Consider the following 18453-nt stretch of genomic DNA (forward strand, 5'->3'; position numbering starts at 1 on the left):
ATTAACTATTTTCTTTATTGTTTTCTTGCAATTTGCGCCATCAATTCTGCTTCGGTAACTAATTTACCATTTGCGTAGGCATTTGCTTGCATGTGACAAATTCCTCTTCTGATAGGAGAAATTAATTCACATTTAAATATTAACGTATCTCCAGGTAATACCTTGTGTTTGAACTTAACATTGTCTATTTTCATAAAATAAGTCAAGTAATTCTCTGGATCAGGAACAGTACTTAATACTAAGATTCCTCCTGTTTGTGCCATAGCTTCTACGATTAAAACACCTGGCATAACTGGTGCTTCTGGAAAATGCCCTACGAAGAAATTTTCGTTCATAGTAACATTCTTCATCCCAACAACATGGCTATCAGACATCTCTATAATTCTATCAATTAATAAAAATGGAGGTCTATGAGGTAAAACTGCCATAATTTTATTAATATCCATCAATGGTTCTTGATTTAAATCATAAACCGGAACATGATTTCTTTGTTCAATTTTTATAATCTTAGCTAATTTTTTAGCAAACTGAGTATTTACAAAATGCCCTGGTTTATTAGCAATAATTTTTCCTTGAATTCTTATTCCTGTTAAAGCTAAATCTCCAATAACATCAAGTAATTTGTGTCTTGCAGCTTCATTAGGATAATGCAAAGTTAGATTATCTAAAATACCATTTGGTTTAACAGATATCTTGTCTTTACCAAAAGCTTTCTTTAAATTTTCCATTGTAGCGTCAGATATTTCTTTATCTACATATACAATAGCGTTGTTTAAATCACCACCTTTAATTAATCCGTGCTCTAAAAGAGATTCTAGTTCATGTAAAAAACTAAATGTTCTTGAATTAGAAATTTCAGCTTTAAAGTCGGCAATACTTTTCATAGTAGCATTTTGAGTACCTAAAACTTTAGTACCAAAATCGACCATAGTAGTTACTTGGTAATCATCACTTGGCATAACAAGAATTTCACTTCCTGTAGCTTCGTCTGTAAAAGAAATAACTTCTTTTACAACATATATATTACGTTGTGCTTCTTGCTCTTCTATTTCTGCATTTTCGATTGCTTCAACAAAATATTTTGATGAACCATCCATAATAGGAAGCTCTGATGCATTTAACTCGATTATAACATTGTCAAGATCACATCCAACCAATGCAGCTAAAACGTGCTCTGGCGTTTGAATTTTAACACCTAATTTCTCAAGGTTAGTACCTCTTTGTGTATTTACTACATAATTAGCATCTGCCTCAATAATAGGATGTCCTTGTAAATCAACTCTCACAAAAGTAAATCCATTATTTATTGGAGCAGGTTTAAAAGTCATTGTTACTTCTTTCCCAGTGTGTAGTCCAACTCCTGTTAGTGAAATTTCCTTCTTGATGGTCTTCTGTTTAACCATTATTTCCATTTTTTTGGTTTAATATTTGTTTTTTTAATTCTTCTAATTCAGCAACGATTTTAGGCAAATTCTTAAAATGAACATATGATTTATTAAAATCAGTATATCCAAGTGAAGGTGTTCCTTGCAAAATTTCGTCATCTTTAATATTTCTGGCAACTCCAGATTGTGCTTGCAATCTAACATTGTTTCCAATAGTTAAATGTCCTGCAATACCTACCTGACCGCCAATCATTGCATTTTTACCGATTTTTGTAGAGCCAGCAACGCCAGATTGGGCTGCGATAACAGTGTTTTCACCAATCTCTACATTATGGGCAATCTGGATCTGATTGTCTAACTTCACTCCTTTTCGGATAATTGTAGATCCTAAAGTTGCTCTGTCTATAGTTGTATTTGCACCAATATCAACATTATCTTCGATAATTACATTCCCAATTTGTGGTACTTTACTATATATACCTTCTTCATTTGGTACAAAACCAAAACCGTCGGCTCCAATAATTGTTCCTGAATGAATTGTGCAATTATTTCCTATGATTGTTTCGGAATAAATTTTAGCGCCTGCAAAAATATGTACATTATTGCCAATAACAACATTATCTCCAATAAAAGAATTTGGATAAATTTTGACATCGTTTCCTAAAACTACGTTTTGTCCCACATAACTAAAGCTACCTAAGTATAGGTTTTCGCCATATTTTGCACTTTCAGACAAGAAAGATTGTGGTTCAATTCCGTTTTTATTCAATTTTACTTGATTATAAAACTCTAATAATTTAGAAAATGACGCATAAGCATCGTCAACTTTAATTAATGTTGTGCTAATTTCTGTTTCGGGTACAAAAGTATCATTAACAATTGTTACTGATGCTTTTGTCGAATATATATGATTGATATATTTAGGGTTAGCCAAGAAAGTAAGAGATCCTTCTGTACCTTCTTCTATTTTAGATAAGCGAGAAACTTCTGCATTGGGATTCCCAACTACCTCTCCTCCTAAAATTTCTGCTATTTGTTCTGCTGTAAATTTCATTGCGACAAAAATATAAAAAAATAGGTTTTAAATGTTAATTTTAGATCAGTTGTTTTGGAAAACAGAGGTAATACTTTGTTACCAATTTAGATAACGATTTCAAATTCAGCTGGTCTGAGGCTTCTACAACATCCTCAATTGTCTTATCTTTTTTTAATATTCGTATAGGTTCGGCTTCTTTACTGTATGCTTGATTTTTTATTTTCCCTCTATATATAAAGTAACTTGCATCAATTGCAGAGATATTATTCTGAGATGCAAATTTTTCTTTCAGGCTTTGCAATTCTTCTAATGAAATCTTTTCGCTACTTAGTTTAATTTTTAATAAATCCCTGTTTATTATCATTTTACTTAAAGTAGAAAGTATAAAATCATCATGTTTTTGCCATGCTTTTAAAGCGCCTATTATATCAAAATCGTCCAGTTGAGAGAATAAATCCAATGTTTCTGGAGTAAAAGTTTCCAAGGTAATTTTGTTTTGCATAAAAAACATCAAAGGTTCACTGCAAGGCAAATGAATTCCTTTTAGAGTTAATTCTTTGGCTCTTTTTAAGACTTTCGTCAAAATAAGTTCTGCAACCAAGCTCGTTTTATGCAAATAAGCTTGCCAATACATTAATCTGCGAGAGAGCAAAAACTTTTCGACAGAGTAAATACCTTTTTCTTCAATAACCAAAACATCATCTACAACATTCATCATTTGGATTAAACGCTCAGAATTGACATTTCCTTCGGCTACACCAGTATAAAAACTATCACGTTTAAGATAATCCATACGATCCATATCTAATTGGCTCGAAATCAATTGCAACATAAACTTTCTGTGATAGTCTCCTTTAAATATCTGAATTGCTAAACTTAGCTTTCCGTTAAACTCAATATTTAATTGATTCATAAACAATAACGAGATTGCTTCATGATTTACATCTTCAACAATACTTCTCTCCATTGCATGCGAAAAAGGTCCATGACCTATATCATGTAGTATAATCGCTATATATAATGCGTTTTCTTCTTCGACGGAAATTGTAACATCTTTAAAGCGTAAAGTTTCGATTGCTTTTTGCATTAAATGCATACAACCTAAGGCATGATGAAACCGAGTATGATTAGCTCCAGGATAAACCAAATAAGACAGTCCCATTTGAGAGATTCGGCGTAAACGCTGAAAATAAGGATGCTCTATTAAATCATATATAAAAGCATTTGGAATGGAAATGAAACCATATATGGGATCATTGAAAATTTTCAGCTTATTTATAACGTTCACTATTTGGTTATTTTTTAGGTCAACAAATATAACTAAATTACTACTTATTTTGTTTTACATTTTGGGCAAAAAAGCAAACAAATTAAGTTTTTATGATGTAATGTTATCATAATTATCTAAATTAGTGCATCGAAAAGGCAATATTACGCTTTTTTATTGGTAACAAACAATTAACACAAATTTAAGTTCGTTTAGTTCGGTAAATTACGAACCAATTTTATCTTTGCCCAAAAAATCATGGATACTAACATACAAAAGGAAAGAGAGGAGCTTATAGAGTTATTCGGTATTCATTTTGAATCAGTATATAACTTGCCCCCGCTTTGCTCAAGAATTCTTGGACTATTAATCGTTGAAGCTTTTAAAGATGGGCTGACTTTTGAGCAAATAGTAGAAAAAATGGGTGCTAGTAAAAGTTCTGTATCTACAAATTTGAATTTTCTTTTAAAAATAGGAAAGATAGATTATTATACTTTACATGGTGATCGAAAAAAATATTTCAGACCGCCACCGTTTAGTGAACGATTTACTAATTATTTAAAAATTCTTGAGTTTGAGAATAAAATAATTGACAAAATGATTTTTTACAGAGAGAAAACAATGAATACCCCTGAAGAAAGAATGAATATGGAACATGCAAAAGCATATAAAAGCCACATCCTAAAAGTCGAAGAATTAGTTATAGAAACAATTACTGAGATTATAGAAATCGAAAAAGTTAATAATAAATCATAAATCAAATTTAATACAAATGAAGAATATTTCATTCTCCCTAATAGCTATCATGCTAGTTTTTGCGTCATGTAAAAAAAAGGAAGAACAAGCCCCGCCGCAAGGCCCAGCTCCGTTCCCAGTTAAAACAATTTCAATACAAGATGCAGTAGTATATCAAGAGTATAGCGCAAATCTTGAAGGTCAGCAAAATGTTGAAATTCGTCCGAAAGTAAATGGATATATCCAAAAGATTTATGTTGATGAAGGTCAGGTTGTAAAAAAAGGACAATTGCTTTTTAAACTTGAAACACAAACATTAAATCAAGATGCATCTGCAGCAAAAGCTTCTGTTCAAGCAGCACAAGTAGAAGTTGACAGATTGAAACCGCTAGTTGATAGAAAAATCATTAGTATCGTTCAATTAGAAACTGCCAAAGCTAAGTTGGCTCAAGCCAAAAGTGCTTATGGAAGTATTGCTGCCAATATTGGATACGGAACAATCATTTCTCCGGTAAGTGGAGTAATTGGTGGTTTACCTTTTAGAGAAGGAAGCTTAGTTAGTGCAACTAGCGAAGTGCCTTTAACAACAGTATCTGATACAAAAATTGTTCGTGCTTATTTCTCTATGAATGAAAAACAGTTATTATTCTTTAATAAAACATTTAAAGGAGCAACTACTGCCGAAAAATTAAAATCTGCACCACCAGTTTCATTATTATTGGTTGATAATACAGAGTACGACCAAAAAGGGAAAATCGCTACAATGAATGGTTTAGTTAATGCAGCAACAGGAAACACACAATTTAGAGCAGATTTTAATAACCCACAAGGTATTTTAAGAAGTGGTAGTACAGGAATTATCCGTTTACCTATTGAGCAAAAAAATGTAATCCTAGTTCCTCAAAATGCAGTTTTTGAAGTGCAAGGGAAACAAATGATTTATGTTGTTGAAAAAGGAAACAAGGTAAAATCTACAATTGTAGTAACAAATGGTACTTCAGATTTAGATTTCATTGTAACAGAAGGTCTTAAAGCAGGCGATGTTGTTGTTGTAGAAGGAGCGTCAAAATTAAAAGATGACATGGAAATCACGCCACAACAAGCCAAAGATGCAGCTAATAAAGCTACAGAAACAACAAATACTACAGCTAAAAAATAATATACAAGATGTTAAAAACGTTTATAGAAAGACCTGTTCTCTCGACGGTAATATCCATCTTAATTACCATACTTGGTATTTTAGGATTGATGTCATTACCGGTAGAACAATACCCCGAAATTGCACCACCAACCGTTCAGGTAAGTGCAACATATACTGGAGCAAATGCTGAAACAGTATTAAATAGTGTCGTTATTCCTCTAGAAGAAGAAATTAATGGTGTGGAAGGAATGACATACATGACTTCTTCTGCTGCAAATGATGGTTCTGCAAAAATATCTGTTTATTTTGAACTTGGAGTTGATCCAGATATTGCTGCAGTAAACGTTCAGAACAGAGTTTCTCGTGCAACTAGTAAATTGCCACAAGCAGTTGTACAAACAGGGGTTACTACCCTAAAAAGTCAAACGAGTGCTTTGATGTTCTTTGCTTTGTATTCGAACAACGACGATTTTGACGAGACATATATTCAGAATTATGCCAAAATTAACCTTGTACCAAAATTGCAACGTGTTAAAGGTGTAGGACAAGTAAACGTTTTTGGAGCTAAGGATTACTCGATGAGAATCTGGATTAATCCAGAAAAAATGGCTGCTTATAATGTAGCGCCAAAAGATATTCAGGCAGCTTTGCAAGAGCAAAACGTTGAGGCAGCTCCTGGTAAATTTGGAGAAAATGCCGATGGTATTTACGAATACGTAATTAAATATAAAGGACGTCTTTCAGAAATTAAAGATTATGAAGATATTGTTATCAAAGCTACTGGTAACGGAAACTTTGTTCACTTAAAAGATGTTGCAACGGTAGAATTAGGTGGTTTTAATTATGGAACCAAAAATATTGCAATGGGTAAACAAGGGGTTGCCGTTGGGGTATTTCAAACTTCTGGTTCAAATGCACAAGACATTATAACCGAAGTAGTAAACATTTTAGACGATGCAAAACCTGATTTCCCAAAAGGAGTAGATTATGTAATTCCTTATAATACTAAAACCTTCCTAGATGCTTCGATAGAAAAAGTAATTTCAACATTAATTGAAGCTTTTATATTAGTATTTATTGTTGTGTTCTTGTTCTTGCAAGATTTCCGTTCTACATTAATTCCTGCAATAGCAGTTCCTGTTGCAATTATTGGTACGTTTTTCTTCCTACAAGTATTTGGTTTCTCTATCAATATGTTAACATTGTTTGCAATGATTCTGGCTATTGGTATTGTGGTCGATGATGCAATTGTCGTCGTCGAGGCAGTCCACGCCAAGCTGGATGAAGGAGCAAAATCAGGAAAAGAAGCTACAATTTCTGCCATGAGCGAGATTACAGGAGCGATTATTTCTATCACATTAGTAATGTCTGCGGTATTTATTCCTGTGTCATTCTTAAGTGGACCATCGGGAGTATTCTACCAACAGTTTGCAATTACATTGGCAATTGCGATTTTAATTTCGGCAATTAATGCATTGACTTTAAGTCCGGCATTATGTGCTTTGTTCTTAAAACCTCATGAAGCTTCAGATCATCACGATAAGAATTTCAAAGATAGATTCTTCATTGCTTTCAATACTAGTTTTGATAGAATGAACAATAAATATGTTAAGTCTCTTGGATTCTTAGCAAGAAAAAAATGGGTTGCAATTTCAGGATTATTAGTATTCACGGCAATCACTATATTCTTATTCCAAACTACACCATCAGGATTTATTCCTAATGAGGATAGAGGAATCATCATGGCAGATTTAACGCTTCCTCCAGGAACAACTTTGGAGAAAACACAATTAGCCGTTAATGAATTAGACTCTATTTTGGCCTCAATGGATATTGTAGAATCAAGAATGAGTGTTGTTGGTTTTAGTTTATTAAATAGTGTAAATGGAGGATCTTATGCATTTACAGTAATTAAATTAAAAGACTGGAAATACCGTAAAGAAGCCAATCAATCTGTAGATGCAGTTGTAGGTGAATTATTTGGTAGAACAGCACATTTTAAAGATGCCAAAGCATTATTCTTTACACCTCCAAGTGTACAAGGTTTTGGTTCTGCGGATGGTTTCGAATTAAAAATCCAGGATAAAGGAGATGATGATTGGACAACAGTAAGTAAAGTAAGTAATGAATTCTTGGCTGAATTAATGAAGAGACCAGAAATTCAGTACGCAATTACCAACTTCAATCCTACTTTCCCACAATATCAAATGGATATTAACGTAGAAAGAGCTAAAAATGCAGGTGTTTCTGTTTCTGATATTTTTAATACAATGCAAGGATACTACGGAGGATTGTACACTACCGATTTTAATAAATTTGGTAAACAATACCGTGTAATGATTCAGGCAAAACCATCAGACAGAGCAACTCTTGAATCAATCAATACGATTTATGTTAAAAATGCTGCAGGACAGCAAGTAGCCATAAGCCAGTTTGTTGATTTCAAAAGAATTTATGGACCAGAAGCAGTTGCACGTTTCAACATGCTAAAAGCCGTGAACGTTAATGGTAAAGCAAAACCTGGTTATAGTTCTGGAGATGCTATTAAAGCAATTCAGGAAGTAGCAGCTCAGCATTTGCCAAAAACTTATAGCTATGAATTCTCTGGTATGACACGTGAGGAAATCCTTGCCGGAAGTCAAGCAGCTGGTGTATTCTTATTGAGTTTAATATTTGTATATTTCTTATTAAGTGCACAATACGAAAGTTATTTAGTTCCGTTATCAGTATTACTTTCATTACCTGTAGGTATTGCCGGAGCAATTGGATTTGTGAAACTCGCAGGATTAGAAAACAACATTTATTTCCAGGTAGCCCTGATAATGCTTATAGGACTACTAGCGAAGAATGCCATTCTGATTGTCGAGTTTGCCATACAAAGGCGACGACACGGAATGGACTTGACACAAGCTGCGATAGAAGGTGCAAAAGCACGTTTACGTCCTATTTTAATGACCTCTCTTGCTTTTATCTTTGGTTTAATGCCATTGGCTTTAGCTTCAGGAGTTGGTGCTGTAGGTAACCGTTCAATCGGTATGGGAGCTGTAGGTGGAATGTTGATAGGAACAATTTTTGGAGTATTTGTAATTCCAATCTTGTTTATTATTTTCCAAAGCTTACAAGAAAGAATCTCTGGAAAACCATTTACAGAGAAAGAATCAGATGTTATACTTTTAGACGAAGAAAATGAAAAATAATATAAATAAAATAGTAACAGTTGTCATCACGGCAACTGTTATGCAATCCTGCTTCGTTGCAAAAGAATACGAAAGACCAAAGGATATTAAAACCGAAAACTTATATAGAACCGAAGTGGTTTCTAAAGACAGTACTTCGATGGCAAATCTTTCTTGGGACAAAGTTTTCACAGATCCAATTTTGCAAGGTTACATCAAAAAAGGATTAGAAAACAACTTGGATATCCGAATTGCAATGCAAAACATTGCTGCTGCCGAAGCATCAATGAAACAAGGAAAATCAGGGTACTTCCCTACTCTTTCTGTTGGTGCAGATTGGACACACCAACAGTTATCAAAAAACAGCCAGTTTGGAGCTTTACTTCAAAATCGCAGTACCGATCAATACCAGCTTGCTGGAACTCTAGGTTGGGAAGCTGATATTTGGGGTAAAATTAGAAGTAATAAACGTGCAACAAATGCTGTTTATTTACAAACTACTGCTGCAAATCAAGCTGTAAAAACTCAATTAATTGCAGATATTGCTTCTACTTACTATCAATTGATTGCAATAGATGAGCAAATCAAATTATCTGAAGAGACTTTGATTAACAGAACAGAAAGTGTAGAAACGATTATTGCTTTAAAAGATGCAGGAAACGTTACCGAAGTTGGAGTTAAGCAAACAGAAGCTCAAAAATATGCTACAGAAATTATCATTGCTGATTTAAAAGTAAGCACGATTCTTTATGAAAACAAAATGAGCATTCTTTTAGGAGAATCTTCTACTAAAGTAGAGAGAAGTAGTTTTGAAGTGCAGAAAATGCAACCAGAAATTACGCTTGGTGTACCTGCAACTTTATTAAGAAACAGACCAGATGTAATTGCTGCAGAATATAATTTGATTTCAAATTTTGAAAGAACCAATGTTGCAAGAAGTAATTTTTATCCAACACTTAAAATTACAGCAACTGGCGGACTTCAAAGTATTGATTTAAAAGAATGGTTTAGTGCAAATTCATTTTTCGCAAATGTTGTAACAGGATTAACACAGCCAATTTTTAATCAACGTCAGATTAAAACAAATTTTGAAATAGCTAAAGCAAATCAGGAAAAAGCATACCTACAATTTGAGCAATCATTGCTTACTGCAGGAAAAGAAGTTTCTGATGCCTTAGCACAATATAACAATGAAACCAAAAAAATTGCAATTCGCGAGAAACAAGTAGAAGCATTAAAAGTTGCTACAGGATATTCAGATGAATTATTAAAATATGGTTTAGTGAATTATTTAGAAGTTCTTACTGCAAAAGACGATGCCTTAAATGCAGAATTAACTTTAATCGAAAACAAATTTTCACAATATAATGCCATTATTCAATTATACAGAGCCCTTGGAGGTGGATGGCAATAAGATTTCATAATTAGGTTACTTATTAATTTTCATATTTAAACCACTGGATATTTTTTATATTCAGTGGTTTTTATTTTTTTCATAGTAAAATTATCATAATATTAATAAATAGCCGTTTTAAAAAGAAGTAAATTGCCACTTAGATTTAACAATTTTGAACAAGCTATATAATTATGGATAAGATAAAAATACTTTGGGTTGATGATGAAATCGACTTATTAAAGCCACACATATTATTTTTGGAGAAAAAAAACTATGCAGTAACGACATGTAATAATGGACTTGATGCAATTGCGATTTTTGAAGATGAAAATTTTGATATTGTTTTTCTTGACGAAAATATGCCTGGAATGAGCGGATTAGAAACGCTTTCGGAAATGAAAGAGAAAAAATCTACTATTCCGATGATTATGATTACCAAAAGTGAAGAGGAATATATCATGGAAGAAGCTATTGGATCTAAAATAGCCGACTATTTGATAAAACCTGTAAACCCTAATCAAATCTTGTTGAGCTTAAAGAAAAATCTCGATCACTCAAGATTAATTTCTGAAAAAACAACACTAGATTATCAAAAAGAATTCAGGAAAATTGCGATGGAAATGGCAATGGTTAATTCTTATGAAGATTGGATTGAATTGTACAAAAAATTAGTTTTTTGGGAACTAGAATTGGAGAATATCAATGACCAGGGAATGATTCAAATTTTGGAATCTCAAAAAGTTGAAGCAAATTCTCAATTTGGGAAATACATAGAGCGTAATTATGAAGATTGGTTTGCACCAAAAGCAGATAAACCAATTCAGTCACATACTTTATTTAAAGAATTAGTAGTTCCGGAAATTAAAAAGAAAGACAAACCAATTTTGTTTGTTGTAATTGATAATTTACGTTACGACCAATGGAAATCATTTGAAACCGTAGTAGGGAATTATTATAAACTAGAAAAAGAAGTTCCATATTTCTCGATACTTCCTACGGCAACACAATATGCCCGAAATGCAATATTTTCAGGTTTATTACCAATAGAAATGGAAAAACAATTTCCTGAATATTGGAAAAATGACGTTGAAGACGGAGGGAAAAATTTATACGAAGCAGAGTTTTTAAGTGCACAATTAAAACGATTGGGATTAAATATAAAAGAAGACTATTTTAAAATCACCAACCTTGCAAGCGGAAAAAAACTAGCTGAAAATTTTAAAGCACTTAAGAATAATGATCTTGTAACAGTCGTTTACAACTTTGTAGATATGCTATCGCATGCAAAAACAGAGCTAGATGTTGTAAAAGAATTAGCTTCGGATGATAAAGCTTACCGATCGCTGACATTAAGCTGGTTCAAAAATTCTCCTTTGTTAGAGATTATACAGCAAGCTCAGAACTTAGGATTTAAATTAATTCTAACTACAGATCACGGAACAATCAATGTAAAAAATCCATCGAAAGTTGTAGGAGATAAAAACACAAGCTTAAATTTACGATACAAAACAGGGCGAAGTTTAACCTATGAGCATAAGGATGTGTATGTTGTAAAAGAACCTAAAAAAATAGGTTTACCTGCAATAAATATGAGCAGTTCGTTTATTTTTGCAAAAAATGATTTGTTTTTGGCTTACGTAAATAATTACAATCATTATGTGAGTTATTATAAAAACACCTATCAGCACGGAGGAATTTCATTAGAAGAAATGATAATCCCGTTCTTGATATTTAATCCAAAGTAAAAGAAGAAAAATTTAGTTTCAGTTTACAGCGGAAGTAAAAAAAATTAGCTTAAAAAAAATATAAATAAAAAATGGAAGTTACTTTTTCGTTAGACCAAATTCAGGAAGTTGCAAAGCAAATCTTAGCACAAAACCCTAATAAAATTCTCCTTTTTAATGGAGAAATGGGTGCGGGAAAAACTACACTTATTAAGCAATTGTGTAAAAGTTTAGGAATTGAAGATGCCACAAGTAGCCCAACTTTTTCTTTGGTTAATGAATATCAGACAAATGATAATCAAACTGTGTATCACTTTGATTTTTATAGATTAAATCATGAAACCGAAGCTCTGGACATGGGAGTTGATGATTATTTATATTCTGGAAATTGGTGTTTTATTGAATGGTCAGAAAAAATTCCAAATTTAATCCCAGAACAACATTCGGTTGTTACAATCGAATTGTTACCAGACGGAAAACGTTTATTAAAACTAGTTTAATTCCTTAGGCTAATACAAAAATTATACTTCATTGAAGAATGTGTATTAGCCTAGAGAATACTGTTTTATTAAAAAGATTTTACGTAATTTGTACTCTTAATTCTGCATAAACAATGTCAATAACGATAACTCCATTTACGAAACAAGATTTGTTGCCTCAAGAAGAAAAACTTGAAATTGGCAGATACAAAAGAGAACTTTTCATTGGAATTCCTAAGGAAACAAGTTATCAGGAGCGTCGTATTTGCTTAACACCAGATGCCGTAAACTCTCTCACCTACCAAGGACACAGGGTTATGATAGAATCTGGCGCAGGAGAAAGTTCTAGTTATACCGACAAAGAATATAGTGATGCTGGTGCAGAAGTTACAAAGGATACCAAACGAGTTTTTGGTTGCCCTATGTTGTTAAAAGTTGAACCACCAACAGTTGCAGAGATTAAAATGATGAATCCAGAAACAATTTTAATATCTGCGATTCAACTAAAAACTAGGAAAAAGACCTATTTTGAAGCTTTGGCTCAAAAAAGAATTACCGCATTAGCATTTGAGTATATAAAAGATGAAGACGGAACTTATCCAGCTGTAAAATCATTAAGCGAAATTGCAGGAACAGCATCAATACTTATTGCTGCCGAATTAATGATTACAAATGAGTTTGGAAAAGGATTACTATTTGGTAATATTACAGGAGTCCCTCCTACCGATGTTGTAATTTTAGGCGCAGGAACTGTTGGTGAATTTGCTGCTAAAACAGCAATTGGTCTAGGAGCAACTGTAAAAGTTTTTGATAATTCGATTACTAAATTACGTCGCTTACAAAACAATCTTAATCAGCGTGTATTTACTTCGACAATACAACCAAAAGCGTTATTAAAAGCGTTAAGACGTTGTGATGTGGCTATTGGTGCTATGCGAGGTAAAGAACGTTGTCCGATTATAGTAACTGAAACTATGGTAGAGCACATGAAAAAAGGTGCTGTAATTGTAGATGTAAGTATTGATACAGGTGGTTGTTTTGAAACCTCGGAAGTAACTACACATGAAAAACCAACTTTTATTAAAAGTAATGTTTTGCATTATTGCGTTCCAAATATCCCATCTCGATATTCTAAAACTGCCTCACTTTCAATAAGTAACATAATTACTCCTTATTTATTGCAAATTGCTGAAGATGGCGGACTTGAAAGCGCTATAAGATGCAATAAAGGATTAAAAAACGGAATTTATATGTATCACGGAATCCTTACCAATAAAGCTATAGGCGAATGGTTTGATTTACCTGATAATGACATTAATTTACTTGTATTTTAAGGCAACTTTAGCGTACCTTTGCCAAAAATAGAATTCATGAAGTTTGTACATCGTTTTGCATATTATTTAGTTGGATTAGTTATGGGATGTTTCTTTGTAGCCCTTGTATTTAGTGGAAAAGATACACGTTGTAATTATTTTCCTAATGCAAGAGTTTTAAATGATTTAAGAAACAAACCATTTCATTATTCTGAAGAAGCTTCTAAAATTTTGACAGAAAAATGGATTGACACTTTGGATATAAAAAACACATTACAATTTGGTGATGTTGATTTTGATAAAAGTAATGTAGAATATAAAAAAGGTAAATTATACGTTATAGAAGGTAAAACCTTGAAAAATCAAGAAGTAATACTTAAAGTAATTAATTATCCAGGGAAAGCTGTTTTAGAATCTATAGAAAAGAAACCAGCAAATTAGAGCTATCGTATATACAGATATTTAAAAAAAACTGAACACGAATTTACTTCGTCTGTTCGACTTCCAGTCTCGAGTCACAGCTAAGTTAATCATTAAAATTAATGGCCATTAATTAGAGAAATTCGTGTTTACTTTTTTTTTATGTTGAAGTGGTGTCAAATTAAAGCCATTTAATTTCTTCGATTTTCTTCGATTTTAAAAAATCATTTGTTTTAGTAAAATGCTTGTTTCCAAACCATTTTCCTTGATTGGCACTCATAGGCGATGGATGACCAGATTCTAGAATCAAATGTTTGGTGCGGTCTATTTTAAGACCTTTCTTTTGAGCAAAAGCACCCCACAATAAAAATACAACATCTTCTTTTTGATCAGATATTGTCTTGATTACTGCATCGGTAAATAAATTCCATTTTAAATGTTTATGACTATTAGGTGTATCTTTTCGAACAGTTAATGAAGCATTTAAAAGTAAAACGCCTTGTTTTGCCCAAGATTCTAAATTACCCGAAGTCGGCATAAAAACCGAATCGAAATCGGCATTTAATTCTCTGAAAATATTACGGAGAGAAGGAGGAATTTTTACATTATCATTTACCGAAAAACTTAAACCATTAGCTTCTCCTACTCCATGATAGGGATCTTGCCCAATGATAACTACTTTTACATCTTGAAATGAACAATGATTGAATGCCGAAAAAATTAAATCAGTTGGAGGATAACAAACTTGGTTTTTATACTCATCTTCAAGAGATAATAACAAATCATTAAAATAAGGTTTTCCTATTTCATCTGATAATACTGCTTGCCAATCTGGATTGAGGTTAATTTTCATTTAATAAATTTTACTACAAATTACGCAAAGTTTTTTGCAAAGAACCAATTAATACTACTATTTAGTTTCAAAACTTTGTAACTTTGAAGCTTTACAACTTACGATATAATATGATATCTATTACTGATAAAACATTACAAGATTTACAATTCCCTACAGTGCTCGAAACTATTTCGGACATTTGTAATACCGATATAGGCAAACAAAAAGCTTTAGAAATAAGACCTTTTAGAGATAAAGAAACTTTGATGCAAGCATTGATGCAAACATCGGAGTATATTTCGTCTTTCCAAAATAACAATGCAATTCCAAATCATGGTTTTGATGCGATTACTTACGAAATTAAATTTCTGGCAATCGAAGATAGTTTTCTGGAAGTTGGCAGTTTTAGAAAAATTGCAACCTTATCATCTACAGTTAATTTCTTATTGAACTACTTTAAAAAATTTGATGATTATTATCCAAATTTAAATGCGAGAGCTTCGCAAGTAGAATTTACAAAAGAAATTATTTCGCAAATAGATGTTGTTGTAGATAAATATGGAGAAATTAAAGATAATGCTTCTCCAGAATTAGCTAACATTCGACGTGATATGAATTTGGTTCGTGGTAAAGTAAACCAAAGTTTTGGTGTAGCTTTAACACAATACAATAGTTTAGGTTATCTGGACGATATTAAAGAAAGTTTTGTGCAAAACCGTCGTGTTCTTGCAGTTTTGGCAATGTATCGTCGTAAGGTAAAAGGTTCTATTTTAGGAAGTTCTAAAACCGGAAGTATTGCTTATATAGAACCAGAAACTACTCTTAAATACTCTAGAGAACTTAGCAATTTAGAATATGAGGAAAAAGAAGAAATTACTCGCATTTTAAAACAATTATCAAATGCTATTCGTCCGTATTTGTCTTTGCTTGTTGATTATCAAGCTTTTTTAAGTGATATAGATGTTGTTGCTGCCAAAGCAAAATATGCCAATAAGATAAATGGTATTTTACCAACAATTACAGAGGAACGTCGTTTGTATTTTAGAGATGCTTTTCATCCTATTTTGTATTTGAATAACAAACAGAAGAATGAAATTACGCATCCGCAAACTATTGAATTAAAACAAGATAACAGAATTATTGTAATCTCTGGACCAAATGCCGGAGGTAAAACAATCTCGCTGAAAACCGTAGGATTACTACAATTAATGCTACAATCAGGAATGTTGATTCCTGTGCACGAGCGTAGTGAAACTTTCTTGTTTGATAGAATCTTAACTGATATTGGTGATAATCAATCTATTGAAAATCATTTAAGTACATATAGTTATAGATTAAAAAACATGAATTATTTCTTGAAGAAATGTAACAAGAAAACCATGTTTTTGATTGATGAATTTGGAACTGGTTCTGATCCTGAATTAGGTGGAGCTTTGGCTGAAATTTTCTTAGAAGAATTTTACCATCGTGAAGCTTTCGGAATTATAACGACGCATTATTCTAATCTTAAGATTTTGGCAAACGAATTGCCTTTTGCAACAAATGCCAATATGCTTTTTGATGAACAATCATTAGAGCCAATGTACAAATTAGTTCTTGGTCAAGCCGGAAGTTCGTTTACATTTGAAGTTGCTTTGAAAAATGGAATTCCGTATGGTTTGATTAATCGTGCGAAAAAGAAAATCGAAATTGGAAAAGTTCGTTTTGATAAAACCATTGCAACACTTCAGAAAGAACGCTCGAAGCTAGAAAAAACTTCTTTGAACTTAAAAGAAGAAGAAACTAGAGCGCGTGCCGAAAGTAACAAAATGGAAAATATAAATGTCAAGATAAAACAAAAACTAGAAAGCTATCAGGAATTATATGATAGTAACCAGAAGACGATTTATATTGGACAAAAAATTGAAGATATCTCTGAGAAGTATTTCAATAATAAAAATAAAAAAGAACTGATAGGAGAATTTTTGAAGATTATTGAAATTGAAAATTCCAAACGCAAAAAAGCAACTCCGAAAGAAGCAAAAGCAATAGTTGAAAAGAAAAAAGAAGTTATTGCCGAAGTAACTGTTCAGGTTGAAGAAATTCGAAAAGAGAAAAAAGAAAAGAAATTAAAAGCTGTTGTCGAAAAACCTAAAGTAACTTTAAAAGTTGGTGATCGAGTGCGTATGATTGACGGAAGGTCTGTAGGAAGTATTGACTCTATCGAAAAAAATAAAGCTACAGTAAATTATGGCATTTTTACTTCGAAAGTAAATTTGGATGAATTGGAATTTGTAGAAGAAGCTAAAAAATAGTTTTTAGTTTTCTGTCGCGGTTTTCAGTACTAAAAAGCTAAAATTTTATCAAAAACCAAAATAAAGCGATTTAAACAATCATCTTCAGGAAGACACTTAATGAGTTGGAAGATTTTAAAAGACCACTTAAAAGTTATTTATGAAAGCTGTTTTTAATTTAATAAATTTATGCAATAATCAACATCGATAGAATAAACCAATAGTAATAAAAAGGAATATTTTTAACGAAATAAACTACATAAAGTAGCTTTGTCAAAGTTTTGAACTAAAGATGTAAGGAACTTTGATAAAAGCTAAAGTTTAATGTTGGTCTGCGCATTTTTGTCATTTCGACGAAGGAGAAATCTTCACAAGTAACTCCGTAACGAAAGTTCAATCTTTGTCGAGCTTCTAGCGAAGATTTCTCCTTCGTCGAAAGGACAAGTTTGGGGTTATTTTGTGTAAATACAAAGTTCCTTTCATCATTAATTTTTTACTTTGACAAAGCTTTTTAAAATTTTAACCAAAAAAAAATGAATCCACAAGATGACATTACTTCGTTTTTCGCAAAATCTGCTGAGAACAAAAAAATAATTCTCTTTGATGGAGTTTGTAATTTATGCGATTCGGCGGTGCAGTTTATTATTAAGCATGATAAGAAAGATGTTTTTCGTTTTGCCGCTTTGCAGTCTGAAATAGGAAAAGAAATTTGTAAACATATAGGAGTTGATATTACCAAAGTTGATAGTATTATATTTTACGAACCTAGAGTTGCTTATTATTACAAATCGGGAGCAGCGATTGCCATAGCCGAAAATCTTGGAGTTTTATGGAGTTGGTTTTCTGTTTTTAAAATAATTCCTGTTTTTTTGAGAGACCCACTATATAATTATATCGCTAAGAACAGATATAAGTGGTACGGGAAAAAAGAAAGCTGCATGATTCCTACTCCTGAATTAAAAGCTAAGTTTTTGTAAGACCTATTTTTTTTTACGCAGATTTAGCGGATTTGAGCAAATTTTAGTTTAATCTAATCTTGTCTTTTTCAAATCAAGGAGAAATTCTGAAAATTCATTTTTTTAACTCACGCAAATTTAGCAGATTTGGGAGATTTTATTTTGCGCTAAAATTAGATTCGATACAATTTTGCCATTTTGAATGAAGGAGAAATTATAATCTGAGAATTGTGACTGAAACTTGAAACTGAAAACTAAATCTCTAGCCCTGATGGTCGCGGCATCCTTTTTATTTTTTCTTTAAAAATAAAAAGATA

14 protein-coding genes are annotated in these 18453 nt (G+C 32.2%); 10 read left to right on the forward strand and 4 right to left on the reverse strand.

Going from position 1 to position 18453, the window contains the following annotated elements:
* Nucleotides 1-14: 14 nt before the first annotated feature.
* Genes B8T70_RS09025 through B8T70_RS09035 form a run of 3 tightly spaced genes read right to left on the reverse strand, consistent with a single transcriptional unit; the run spans nucleotide 15 to nucleotide 3709 of the window.
* Nucleotides 15-1403, reverse strand: coding sequence for a bifunctional UDP-3-O-[3-hydroxymyristoyl] N-acetylglucosamine deacetylase/3-hydroxyacyl-ACP dehydratase (locus B8T70_RS09025; protein WP_039112154.1), 1389 nt, complete (start codon nucleotides 1401-1403; stop codon nucleotides 15-17).
* Nucleotides 1396-2439 (reverse strand): UDP-3-O-(3-hydroxymyristoyl)glucosamine N-acyltransferase, encoded by a 1044-nt coding sequence (lpxD, locus tag B8T70_RS09030; RefSeq protein WP_039111999.1) that lies wholly within the window; start codon nucleotides 2437-2439, stop codon nucleotides 1396-1398. Before lpxD ends, B8T70_RS09025 begins: the two co-directional genes overlap by 8 nt.
* A 40-nt stretch (nucleotides 2440-2479) precedes the next feature.
* On the reverse strand, nucleotides 2480-3709 hold the full coding sequence (locus tag B8T70_RS09035; protein WP_039111998.1) for an HD domain-containing protein: 1230 nt from the start codon (nucleotides 3707-3709) through the stop codon (nucleotides 2480-2482).
* A gap of 237 nt (nucleotides 3710-3946) precedes the next feature.
* On the opposite strand from B8T70_RS09035, the gene B8T70_RS09040 reads away from it, so the two are divergent.
* The 8 genes from B8T70_RS09040 (at nucleotide 3947) to B8T70_RS09075 (ending at nucleotide 14093) form a co-directional block, all read left to right on the forward strand.
* Nucleotides 3947-4444, forward strand: a complete 498-nt coding sequence (locus B8T70_RS09040; RefSeq protein WP_039111997.1) for a GbsR/MarR family transcriptional regulator — start codon at nucleotides 3947-3949, stop codon at nucleotides 4442-4444.
* 16 nt (nucleotides 4445-4460) lie between these two features.
* Nucleotides 4461-5582: an efflux RND transporter periplasmic adaptor subunit gene (locus B8T70_RS09045; protein ID WP_039111996.1), complete on the forward strand. Its 1122-nt coding sequence runs from the start codon at nucleotides 4461-4463 to the stop codon at nucleotides 5580-5582.
* A gap of 8 nt (nucleotides 5583-5590) precedes the next feature.
* On the forward strand, nucleotides 5591-8761 hold the full coding sequence (locus B8T70_RS09050; protein WP_039111995.1) for an efflux RND transporter permease subunit: 3171 nt from the start codon (nucleotides 5591-5593) through the stop codon (nucleotides 8759-8761).
* On the forward strand, nucleotides 8751-10154 hold the full coding sequence (locus tag B8T70_RS09055) for an efflux transporter outer membrane subunit (RefSeq protein ID WP_086894660.1): 1404 nt from the start codon (nucleotides 8751-8753) through the stop codon (nucleotides 10152-10154). The genes B8T70_RS09050 and B8T70_RS09055 overlap by 11 nt, the downstream gene beginning before the upstream one ends.
* 173 nt (nucleotides 10155-10327) lie before the next feature.
* Entirely contained in the window at nucleotides 10328-11881 is a 1554-nt protein-coding gene (locus B8T70_RS09060; protein ID WP_039111993.1) for a bifunctional response regulator/alkaline phosphatase family protein, read from the forward strand.
* A gap of 71 nt (nucleotides 11882-11952) precedes the next feature.
* Nucleotides 11953-12360, forward strand: a complete 408-nt coding sequence (gene tsaE, locus B8T70_RS09065; RefSeq protein WP_039111992.1) for a tRNA (adenosine(37)-N6)-threonylcarbamoyltransferase complex ATPase subunit type 1 TsaE — start codon at nucleotides 11953-11955, stop codon at nucleotides 12358-12360.
* A gap of 113 nt (nucleotides 12361-12473) precedes the next feature.
* Entirely contained in the window at nucleotides 12474-13673 is a 1200-nt protein-coding gene (locus B8T70_RS09070; RefSeq protein WP_086894661.1) for an alanine dehydrogenase, read from the forward strand.
* 36 nt (nucleotides 13674-13709) lie between these two features.
* A complete protein-coding gene (locus B8T70_RS09075; RefSeq protein WP_039119188.1) occupies nucleotides 13710-14093 on the forward strand; it encodes a DUF4258 domain-containing protein in 384 nt (127 codons plus the stop codon).
* A 160-nt stretch (nucleotides 14094-14253) separates the two neighbouring features.
* On the opposite strand, the gene B8T70_RS09080 is transcribed toward B8T70_RS09075, so the two are convergent.
* Nucleotides 14254-14925, reverse strand: coding sequence for a uracil-DNA glycosylase (locus B8T70_RS09080; protein ID WP_039119189.1), 672 nt, complete (start codon nucleotides 14923-14925; stop codon nucleotides 14254-14256).
* 110 nt (nucleotides 14926-15035) lie between these two features.
* Here B8T70_RS09080 and B8T70_RS09085 point away from each other — a divergent pair, with 110 nt between their 5' ends.
* Both B8T70_RS09085 and B8T70_RS09090 read left to right on the forward strand, forming a co-directional pair.
* Nucleotides 15036-17201, forward strand: a complete 2166-nt coding sequence (locus tag B8T70_RS09085) for a DNA mismatch repair protein MutS (protein ID WP_086894662.1) — start codon at nucleotides 15036-15038, stop codon at nucleotides 17199-17201.
* 512 nt (nucleotides 17202-17713) lie between these two features.
* Entirely contained in the window at nucleotides 17714-18157 is a 444-nt protein-coding gene (locus tag B8T70_RS09090) for a thiol-disulfide oxidoreductase DCC family protein (RefSeq protein WP_086894663.1), read from the forward strand.
* Nucleotides 18158-18453 lie beyond the last annotated feature (296 nt).

The sequence above is a fragment of the Flavobacterium sp. AJR genome (genome assembly GCF_002156885.1).
Taxonomy (GTDB): domain Bacteria; phylum Bacteroidota; class Bacteroidia; order Flavobacteriales; family Flavobacteriaceae; genus Flavobacterium.

What these genes read in the sequence shown, in the direction of transcription:
- B8T70_RS09025 (WP_039112154.1), bottom strand. Translation starts at nt 1,403, where the DNA reads ATGGTTAAACAGAAGACCATCAAGAAGGAAATTTCACTAACAGGAGTT.
- lpxD (WP_039111999.1), bottom strand. Translation starts at nt 2,439, where the DNA reads ATGAAATTTACAGCAGAACAAATAGCAGAAATTTTAGGAGGAGAGGTA.
- B8T70_RS09040 (WP_039111997.1), top strand. Translation starts at nt 3,947, where the DNA reads ATGGATACTAACATACAAAAGGAAAGAGAGGAGCTTATAGAGTTATTC.
- B8T70_RS09045 (WP_039111996.1), top strand. Translation starts at nt 4,461, where the DNA reads ATGAAGAATATTTCATTCTCCCTAATAGCTATCATGCTAGTTTTTGCG.
- B8T70_RS09050 (WP_039111995.1), top strand. Translation starts at nt 5,591, where the DNA reads ATGTTAAAAACGTTTATAGAAAGACCTGTTCTCTCGACGGTAATATCC.
- B8T70_RS09055 (WP_086894660.1), top strand. Translation starts at nt 8,751, where the DNA reads ATGAAAAATAATATAAATAAAATAGTAACAGTTGTCATCACGGCAACT.
- B8T70_RS09060 (WP_039111993.1), top strand. Translation starts at nt 10,328, where the DNA reads ATGGATAAGATAAAAATACTTTGGGTTGATGATGAAATCGACTTATTA.
- tsaE (WP_039111992.1), top strand. Translation starts at nt 11,953, where the DNA reads ATGGAAGTTACTTTTTCGTTAGACCAAATTCAGGAAGTTGCAAAGCAA.
- B8T70_RS09070 (WP_086894661.1), top strand. Translation starts at nt 12,474, where the DNA reads ATGTCAATAACGATAACTCCATTTACGAAACAAGATTTGTTGCCTCAA.
- B8T70_RS09075 (WP_039119188.1), top strand. Translation starts at nt 13,710, where the DNA reads ATGAAGTTTGTACATCGTTTTGCATATTATTTAGTTGGATTAGTTATG.
- B8T70_RS09080 (WP_039119189.1), bottom strand. Translation starts at nt 14,925, where the DNA reads ATGAAAATTAACCTCAATCCAGATTGGCAAGCAGTATTATCAGATGAA.
- B8T70_RS09085 (WP_086894662.1), top strand. Translation starts at nt 15,036, where the DNA reads ATGATATCTATTACTGATAAAACATTACAAGATTTACAATTCCCTACA.
- B8T70_RS09090 (WP_086894663.1), top strand. Translation starts at nt 17,714, where the DNA reads ATGAATCCACAAGATGACATTACTTCGTTTTTCGCAAAATCTGCTGAG.